Source organism: Stenotrophomonas sp. STEN022 (assembly GCF_056760155.1).
This window is the reverse complement of record NZ_JBRREG010000144.1, coordinates 1-8,214: the sequence shown is the minus strand read 5'-3', so window position 1 is coordinate 8,214 and position 8,214 is coordinate 1. Positions and strand designations below refer to the sequence as shown.

At 64.7% G+C, this 8,214-nt stretch carries 6 protein-coding genes; 3 read left to right on the top strand and 3 right to left on the bottom strand.

All coding sequences use genetic code 11. The annotated features are described in order from the left end of the window. Positions 1–138 precede the first annotated feature (138 nt). From ACVOMF_RS19800 to ACVOMF_RS19790, 3 genes are all read right to left on the bottom strand, one after another. The gene (locus ACVOMF_RS19800; RefSeq protein ID WP_481510790.1) at positions 139–876 is read right to left on the bottom strand and encodes a hypothetical protein; all 738 of its coding nucleotides are present in this window, start codon (positions 874–876) and stop codon (positions 139–141) included. 242 nt (positions 877–1,118) lie between these two features. Further along, entirely contained in the window at positions 1,119–2,117 is a 999-nt protein-coding gene (locus ACVOMF_RS19795; RefSeq protein WP_481510789.1) for an energy transducer TonB, read from the bottom strand. A gap of 197 nt (positions 2,118–2,314) precedes the next feature. After that, positions 2,315–2,905, bottom strand: a complete 591-nt coding sequence (locus tag ACVOMF_RS19790; protein ID WP_481510788.1) for a TIGR00645 family protein — start codon at positions 2,903–2,905, stop codon at positions 2,315–2,317. 107 nt (positions 2,906–3,012) lie between these two features. On the opposite strand from ACVOMF_RS19790, the gene ACVOMF_RS19785 reads away from it, so the two are divergent. The 3 genes from ACVOMF_RS19785 to ACVOMF_RS19775 all read left to right on the top strand — a co-directional run bounded on the left by ACVOMF_RS19785 (position 3,013) and on the right by ACVOMF_RS19775 (position 8,049). Further along, positions 3,013–3,705 carry a glutathione binding-like protein gene (locus ACVOMF_RS19785; protein ID WP_481510787.1) on the top strand — a complete coding sequence of 231 codons (693 nt, stop codon included), beginning with the start codon at positions 3,013–3,015 and terminating at the stop codon, positions 3,703–3,705. 71 nt (positions 3,706–3,776) lie between these two features. Continuing rightward, a complete protein-coding gene (locus ACVOMF_RS19780) occupies positions 3,777–6,002 on the top strand; it encodes a S9 family peptidase (protein ID WP_481510786.1) in 2,226 nt (741 codons plus the stop codon). A gap of 250 nt (positions 6,003–6,252) precedes the next feature. Next, a complete protein-coding gene (locus ACVOMF_RS19775; RefSeq protein WP_481510785.1) occupies positions 6,253–8,049 on the top strand; it encodes a DUF885 domain-containing protein in 1,797 nt (598 codons plus the stop codon). Positions 8,050–8,214 lie beyond the last annotated feature (165 nt).

Below are 8,214 nucleotides of genomic sequence, written 5' to 3'. Positions count from 1 at the left end.
GCGGCGCCCTGGGCGGTCGGTGCGTGTGGGCGCGGCTCGTGGCGGCGGTGGGCCCCCGCGCGCGCCCGCCCCCCCCGCCCCCCCCCCCCCACTACCCGAAACAGCAAAGGCCCGGATCACTCCGGGCCTTTGCGTTGCTCAGCGCCGGGTCGTTGGTACATGCCGGACGAATTGCCCATCCTCGAAAACATAGCGGAACACCTGCCGGCTCATGATTGGCGAGCGCCCATTGCGGCCCTCGTGACTTACCCGTGTTTCGCTGAGGTCAATAACACCGTCGCCATCAAGGTCGACGAAATGCCATTCGCTGGCATGACGGTAGTAGCGGTAGCTGCGCGTGCCCCAGGTGCCTTCGTTGTCATCAAAATCGATGCTGCGGATGAGCTTGGCCAGGCACCCGTCAAACTGCGCAAGGTAGCGCCTGCCGCTGATGCTGCCGCCACCGGAGGCGATGCTTTCGAGCACGATCTCGGAACCGCCGTTGTTGTCCAGATCCAGGATGGATCGGATGTGACCGAAGCCGGTGTGCTCGCACACCAGGCTACGCTGCGGAAAAACAATCAGTACACGCGCCGAGAAGTTTCGACCGCCGGGGCCGTCTGCTTCCAGCAGGTAGCCGGGCTCCCTGCTGCGGCTGTGGAACGGCAGTGCGGTGCTGGAGTCGAAGCTGAGTATTGGGCGATCAGGATCCAACTGCGCAAATACTGCATAAGGGTTGGCATTGTCCGTGGTCTTGAATACCGGGTTGCTGCGGTCAACGACGAACACGGATTGCCCGCTGTTGGCGAGCCAGCGCTGTATCTGTACGCCGCTGGGGGGTTCCGCCAACGCAATTGCCGGCATCAGCAGCAGTGCCATGCCCGCCCAAGTCTTCATTCGCTGATCCCTGCTTGCCGGCTGCGCCGTTGGGTGGATGATCGGGTAGCGATTGGTTGAATGAAAGAGTTCGGAGGTGGCGCTGTTTGGGAGCAAGTCCCAAGCGGTCGGGCTACGCTGCTGTAGAGCCGAGCCATGCTCAGCATGGGGCTCTACCGGTAAGGCCTCTGCCGAGCATGGCTCGGCACTACAGGTAAAGGCTTCTGCCGAGCATGGCTCGGCACTACCAAAACCAGAACCGCTTACTTGTTCGGCGCAAACGCCAAGGTGCGACGGGTGGTGGTCGGGCTGTTGATCGGCTCGAACTTCCAGCGCCTCACCGCATTCAAGGCCTCGCGGTCGAACACGCGTGCCGGGTTGGCGCGCAGCACGCGGGCATCGGTGACCGAGCCGTCGGTGCCGATGCTCAATTCCACCAGTACTTCGCCCGAGGTGCCCGAACGCAGTGCGTCGGCCGGGTAGCGCGGGGCCGGGGTACTTACCGCACGCAGCGCCGGCGCTGCTGCCGGCTTGGGCGCTGCTGCCTGCTGGGCGGCGGCCTGCGCCGCGCTGCGCTGCTCGGCTTCGCGGCGGGTAGCGGCCTGGCGCTCGGCTTCCTGACGCTCGCTGTCCTTGCGCGCGGCTTCCTGCTTTGCTGCCAGCTGCTGCGCGGCGGTGGCTTCGGCGGCCTGCTGCTGGGCCAGGCGCTGCTGCTCGACCTGCTGCTTGGCGCGGGTCTCGGCGTCCTTCTTGGCCTTGTCGGCTTCTTCCACGGTGCGGCGTTCGGCAACCTGCATGCTGCCGGTGACACCCTGCTTCAGGCGCGGCAGCGCCGGCGCGGTCGGGTCTACCTTTTCCACCAGTGCGATCAGGCGCTGGGTTTCGGAGAAGTCCTCGCGGCTAAGGGCCTGCTCGGCGGCAATCAAGGTATAGGGCTGCAGATCTGTCAGCGCGCTCTTGATCGAGGCGTCGTTGGGCAGTTTGTCGCGCAGCGCCAAGTAGTACTCCATGGCGTTGTCGCCAGCCGGCGCGTACATGCGGTTGTCGCGCAGTGCGGCGCTGGCCAGATCGCGCAGCTGCTGGGTGTCCATGGCCTGGACCTTGTCGGCAACCACCGGTGCGGCGGGTGCCGCTGCGGCGGGCGAGGCCGGTGCAGCAGCCGGAGCGGCGGTTTCATCCTTGCCGGAACAGGCGACCAGCGTGCTCAACAGGACAACGGGCGCCAACAGGCGCAGCTTGCCTTTACTCATGACGTGCGACATCAAACATCCCCTTGAATCGACGAACGTGGACTGCGTTTGCCTTGACGGCGGCATGGTGGCGGCATTTCCCGATGCCGTACCCATCAGCAGTGAAGCGCGAATCTAGCATCGCCGGCAAGGTATGCGGCGGTCGAAGATGACGCTGAAATGAAAAAGTGACGGGCGTCACATGATGTGGCGCCCATCCCTGTTGTTGCTCAGTGCGCGTTGGCCGCCGGTTTGGTGTGGCTGCCGGACATCAGCTTGTCGGTCCAGGCGATGCCAATGGCCGACAGGATGAACACGCAATGGATGATGGTCTGCCACAACACTCCGTCGCGGGTGAAGGTAGTGCAGGGTGACTTCAGCGCGATCAGTTCCGGGGTGCACAACGGCATGCCGAGCTGGCCGGCTTCGATGAAGGTCTTGAGCAGGTGGATCGAGGAAATGCCGATGATCGCCATCGCCAGCTTCACCTTCAGCACCGAGGCGTTGACGTGGCTCAGCCACTCCGGCTGGTCCGGATGGCCCTGCAGGCGCAGGCGCGAGACGAAGGTCTCATAGCCGCCGACGATCACCATGATCAACAAGTTGGAGATCATCACCACGTCGATCAGGCCCAGCACGATCAGCATGATCTTCTGCTCGGTCAGGCCTCGCGCATCGGTGACCAGGTGCAGCAGCTCCTTGCCGAACAGGAATACGTAGACGCACTGGGCAATGATCAGGCCCAGGTACAGCGGCAGCTGCAGCCAGCGCGAGGCGAAGATCAGGGACGAGAGCGGGCTCAGCGGTTTGTGTTCAGACATTGGGAAGGATGGTGCGTTGCGGAAACAGGGGAGGTTACCGGTCGCCCGGAAGGCTGCCAAGCGGCTACCGTAGAGACCCCTGAGGATGGCTCTGCCGAGGCGTATTCATGATCGACCTTTATTACTGGCCCACCCCCAATGGCCACAAGATCACCTTGTTCCTGGAGGAGGCGGGGCTGGAGTACCGCGTGCACCCGGTCAACATCGGCAAGGGCGACCAGTTCCTGCCGGAGTTCCTCGCCATCTCGCCGAACAACAAGATGCCGGCCATCGTCGACCATGCCCCGGCCGACGGCGGTGCGCCGCTGAGCGTGTTCGAGTCCGGCGCCATCCTGCTGTATCTGGCCGAGAAGACCGGCCGTTTCATCCCAGCCGACCTGCGTGGCCGTGCCGCCACCCTGGAATGGCTGTTCTGGCAAATGGGCGGGCTGGGCCCGATGAGCGGGCAGATGGGCCACTTCAACGTCTACGCTCCCGAACGCATTCCCTACGCCATCGAGCGCTATGACAGCGAGGTGCGACGCCTGCACCGGGTGATGGACAAGCGCTTGTCCGAGTCGGCCTATCTGGGCGGCGACGAGTACGGCATCGCGGACATGGCCAGCTATCCGTGGATTGGCGCCTACGCCAAGCTGCCGGTGGACTTCGATGCCTTCCCGCACCTGCGCCGCTGGCACCAGGCCATCGCCGAACGTCCGGCCACCCAGCGCGCCTATGCGGTCGGGCCGACGGTCAATCCGCAGGCCGGCCAGCCGCTCAGTGACGAGGAGAAGCGCCTGCTGTTCGGAAAGCGCGACTGACTGAAGGCAGGGGCAGTACGGGCAGGGCTCGGCTAGGATGGCCGGATCCGTGCTGTTCTGACAGGTAAACCATGCGTCCCTTGTTTCTAGCCCTTGCCATGATCCTAGCCACTCCCGCTGTCCACGCCGAAAAGCTCACCCTCGAAGCCATCACCGGCAAGGCGCCCCTGTCCGGCCCCACGTTGATGAAGCCCAAGGTGGCGCCGGATGGTTCGCGGGTTACCTTCCTGCGTGGCAAGGACAGCGACGTCAAGCAGCTGGATCTGTGGGAATACGACATCGCCAGCGGCCAGACCCGGCTGCTGGTGGATTCCAAGGTGGTGCTGCCCGGCACCGAAACCCTGAGCGATGCCGAAAAGGCCCGCCGCGAGCGCCAGCGCATCGCCGCCTTCAGTGGCATCGTCGATTACCAGTGGTCGCCGGATGCGAAGACCTTGCTGTTCCCGTTGGGGGGCGAGCTCTATCTCTACGACCTAGGCAAGCAGGGCAGCGCTGCGGTGCGCAAGCTCACCAACGGTGAAGGCTTCAGTACCGACGCCAAGCTCTCGCCCAAGGGCGGCTTCGTCAGCTTCGTGCGCGAGCGCAACCTGTGGGTCATCGACCTGGCCAGCGGCAAGCAGCTGCAGCTGACCCGCGACGGCAGCGCCACCATCGGCAACGGTGTGGCCGAATTCGTCGCCGACGAGGAAATGGACCGCCACACCGGTTACTGGTGGGCACCGGACGACTCGGCCATTGCCTTCGCCCGCATCGACGAATCGCCGGTGCCGGTGCAGAAGCGCTATGAGATGTATGCCGACCGTGTGGAGATGGTCGAGCAGCGTTACCCGGCGGCCGGCGACCACAACGTGCTGGTCACCCTTGGCGTGATCGCGCCGCGCGCTGATGCGGCGGTCAACTGGGTGGACCTGGGCAAGCAGACCGATATCTACCTGACCCGCGTCAAATGGCGCGACGGCCAGCATCTGAGCTTCCAGCGCCAGAGCCGCGACCAGCACACGCTGGAGCTGATCGAAGCCAACCTGGTCGACGGCAAGCAACAGCTGCTGCTCACCGAGACCAGCAAGACCTGGGTGCCGCTGCACAACAGCCTGAAGTTCCTCAAGGATGGTCGCTTCCTGTGGTCGTCCGAACGCAGCGGCTTCCAGCATCTGTATGTCTCCAGCGCCGATGGCCGCATGCAGACGGCCCTGACCTCGGGCAACTGGCCGGTGGACGAACTGCTGGCCGTCGATGAAGAAGCCGGCACTGTCTACTTCCGTGCCGGTGTCGACTCCGCGCTGCGCAGCGAAATCTATTCCGTGCCGCTGGCCGGCGGCACGCCGACCAAACTGTCGAAGACCGCCGGCATGCACAGCGCCGCGTTCGCCAAGAACGCCAGCGTCTATGTGGACAGCTGGTCCAACAGCACCACGCCGCCGCAGATCGAGTTGTTCCGGGCCAATGGCGAAAAGATCGCCACATTGCTGGAGAACAACCTGGCCGACGCCAAGCACCCCTATGCCAAGTACCGCGACGCACAGCGTCCGGTTGAATACGGCACGCTGACCGCTGCCGATGGCAAGACGCCGCTGAATTACAGCGTGATCAAGCCGGAAGGCTTCGACCCGGCGAAGAAGTATCCGGTTGCCGTCTACGTGTACGGCGGCCCGGCCTCGCAGACCGTGACCGACAGCTGGCCCGGCCGTGGCGATCACCTGTTCAACCAGTACCTGGCCCAGCGCGGCTATGTGGTGTTCTCGCTGGACAACCGTGGCACGCCGCGTCGTGGCCGTGATTTCGGCGGGGCGCTGTACGGCGTGCAGGGCACGGTGGAAGTGGCCGACCAGCTCAAGGGCGTGGAGTGGCTGAAGTCGCAGCCGTGGGTGGATGGCAGCCGCATCGGCGTGCAGGGCTGGTCCAACGGCGGCTACATGACGCTGATGCTGCTGGCCAAGGCATCGGACCAGTACGCCTGTGGCGTGGCTGGCGCGCCGGTCACCGATTGGGGCCTGTACGACACCCATTACACCGAGCGCTACATGAACCTGCCGGCGGCCAATGTTGATGGTTACCGCGAAGCGCGCGTGCTGACGCACATCGCCGGGCTGACCTCGCCGCTGCTGCTGATCCACGGCATGGCCGATGACAACGTGCTGTTCTCCAATTCGACCGCCCTGATGAGCGCGCTGCAGCAGCGTGGGCAGCCGTTCGAGTTGATGACCTATCCGGGCGCCAAGCATGGGTTGTCTGGGGCGGATGCGCTGCACCGTTACCGGGTGGCCGAGAACTTCCTTGGACGGTGTTTGAAGCCCTGAGGAGTGTTGTTGTTTTGATTTGTGGGTGAGGGTGGTTGCAAGCCAAAGCCAAAAGGCACCCCTCCCCAACCCTCCCCTTCGCTGCGCGAAAGGGAGGGAGCAAAGCTCAGCCCCCTCCCTTTGGCCAAAGGCCAAGGGGAGGGTTGGGGAGGGGTCAGCTTTTGCTCCAGCAATCCCCCACCCCCACTTCCTACCCTTGCCGCCCCGGCAGCGACTGCGTACGGTCAGCCCATCCCTTACGGAGCTGTCCATGAAGCCTCTCGTCCTCGCCGTCGCGCTCGCCCTTGCCGCCCCGCTGCCGCTCACCGCGACTGCAGCCGCACCGGCAACGACCAAGACAACCCCCGCTGCCCCGGCCTGGGTTGCGCGCAGCAATGAGCTGGCGCAGATCCTGCTGCAGGCGCAGGCGCCGTTCCAGCCGGAGTTGACCAGCTTCTTCGGCGTGCCCGGTTATGACGACAAGGTCGTCGATCTGCGCGCGGACAACACCGGCCGCTACCGCGCCGCCATGAACAAGGCGCGCGACCAGTTGCGCGAGAAGCTGCAGGTCGAGCGCGATCCCAATCTGCGCCAGGACCTGGAGATCATGATCGGTGCCGCCGAGCGCAATATCGAAAGCAGCACCCTCAACGAACAGCACCTGATGCCGTGGGTGGATGTGCCGCAGACCGTGTTCGGCGGCATCAACGGCCTGTTGTCCGACCAGGTGCCGGAAGCGCGCCGGGCCAAGGCGCTGGACCGCCTCAACGCCTACCTCGGCAAGGCGCCGGGTACGCAGCCGCTGGCCACCCTGGCGCGGCAGCGTTACGAGGAAAAGAGCGGCACGCCCAACCTGCTGCAGCCGACCAAGATCGAAGTGGATCAGGCGCTGGCCAATGTCGACACCTACATCGCCGGCATCGGCAAGCTGTTCGCCAAGTACAAGATCGACGGCGCCGATGCCTCGCTGGCCGAGCTGTCCACGCAGATGAAGGACTACATCGCCTGGACCAGCAAGGAGGTGCTGCCCAAGGCGCGCACCGACAACCGCTTGCCGGCCGAGTTGTATGCCTTCCAGCTCAAGGAAGTGGGCGTGGACATCGATCCGGCCCTGCTGATGCAGCGTGCCCAGCTCGAGTACATGGAAACCCGCGCGATGATGCGCCAGCTGGCACCGCTGGTGGTGCAGGCCAAGGGTCTGAAGGTTGCCGACAACACCGACTATGTCGCGGTTATCCGCGCGCTGAAGCAGGACAAGATCGGCAACGACCAGCTGGAATCGCACTACCGCGGCGTTATCGATGCGATCGATCCGATCATCCACAAGCAGGGCATCGTCGACGTGCCGCAGCGTCCGCTGCAGATGCGCCTTGGCAGTGAAGCTGAAAGTGCCGCCTCGCCAGCACCGCATTACCTGCCGGCACCGCTGGTCGGCAACACCGGCCAGCAGGGTACCTTCGTGCTGCCGCTGGGCAACCCGGCCTCGGGCGAGAAGGCGCAGTACGACGACTTCAACTTCGGTTCGGCGGCATGGACGCTGAGTGCGCACGAAGGTCGCCCGGGCCACGACCTGCAGTTTGCGGCGATGGTGGAGCGCGGCATCTCGCTGGCGCGCACCATGTTCGCGTTCAACTCGGTGAATGTTGAAGGCTGGGCCTTGTATGCCGAGGCCGAGATGGTGCCGTTCGAGCCGCTGGACGGGCAGATGATCGCGCTGCAGTTCCGTCTGCTGCGTGCGGCGCGCGCCATGCTCGACCCCGCGCTCAACCTGGGCCAGACCGATCGCGAGCGCGCCCGCAAGGTGCTGGTGGAAGGCGTGGGCCTGTCCGAGGCGATGACCACGCAGGAACTGGACCGCTACACGGTGCGCTCGCCGGGCCAAGCCTGCAGCTACTTCTACGGCTACACCCGCATCATGGAACTGCGCATGCAGACCGAGCTGGCCTTGGGCGACAAGTTCGACCGCCTGGCGTTCAACAACTTCCTGCTCGACCAGGGCCTGTTGCCGCCGGATCAGCTGGCAGCCGCGGTCAACGAAGTCTTCGTGCCGGCACAGCGCCGCAAGTAAGCAAAAGGGCGCCGCAAGGCGCCCTTTTCATGAGGCAGGCATGTTGCGGCTGCATTTGTAGGAGTCAACTGTCTTGAGCGCCTTCGGCTATACCGGCTGCCCAAGGTGCGTTGTCACGCTTCATGGCATTGAGCCTGGTCAGGTATTTGCGCATACAGGCGGTGA

Bases quoted from the DNA above. Each gene is read 5' to 3' on its own strand.
- ACVOMF_RS19800 (WP_481510790.1), bottom strand. From the start codon at position 876: ATGAAGACTTGGGCGGGCATGGCACTGCTGCTGATGCCGGCAATTGCG.
- ACVOMF_RS19795 (WP_481510789.1), bottom strand. From the start codon at position 2,117: ATGTCGCACGTCATGAGTAAAGGCAAGCTGCGCCTGTTGGCGCCCGTT.
- ACVOMF_RS19790 (WP_481510788.1), bottom strand. From the start codon at position 2,905: ATGTCTGAACACAAACCGCTGAGCCCGCTCTCGTCCCTGATCTTCGCC.
- ACVOMF_RS19785 (WP_481510787.1), top strand. From the start codon at position 3,013: ATGATCGACCTTTATTACTGGCCCACCCCCAATGGCCACAAGATCACC.
- ACVOMF_RS19780 (WP_481510786.1), top strand. From the start codon at position 3,777: ATGCGTCCCTTGTTTCTAGCCCTTGCCATGATCCTAGCCACTCCCGCT.
- ACVOMF_RS19775 (WP_481510785.1), top strand. From the start codon at position 6,253: ATGAAGCCTCTCGTCCTCGCCGTCGCGCTCGCCCTTGCCGCCCCGCTG.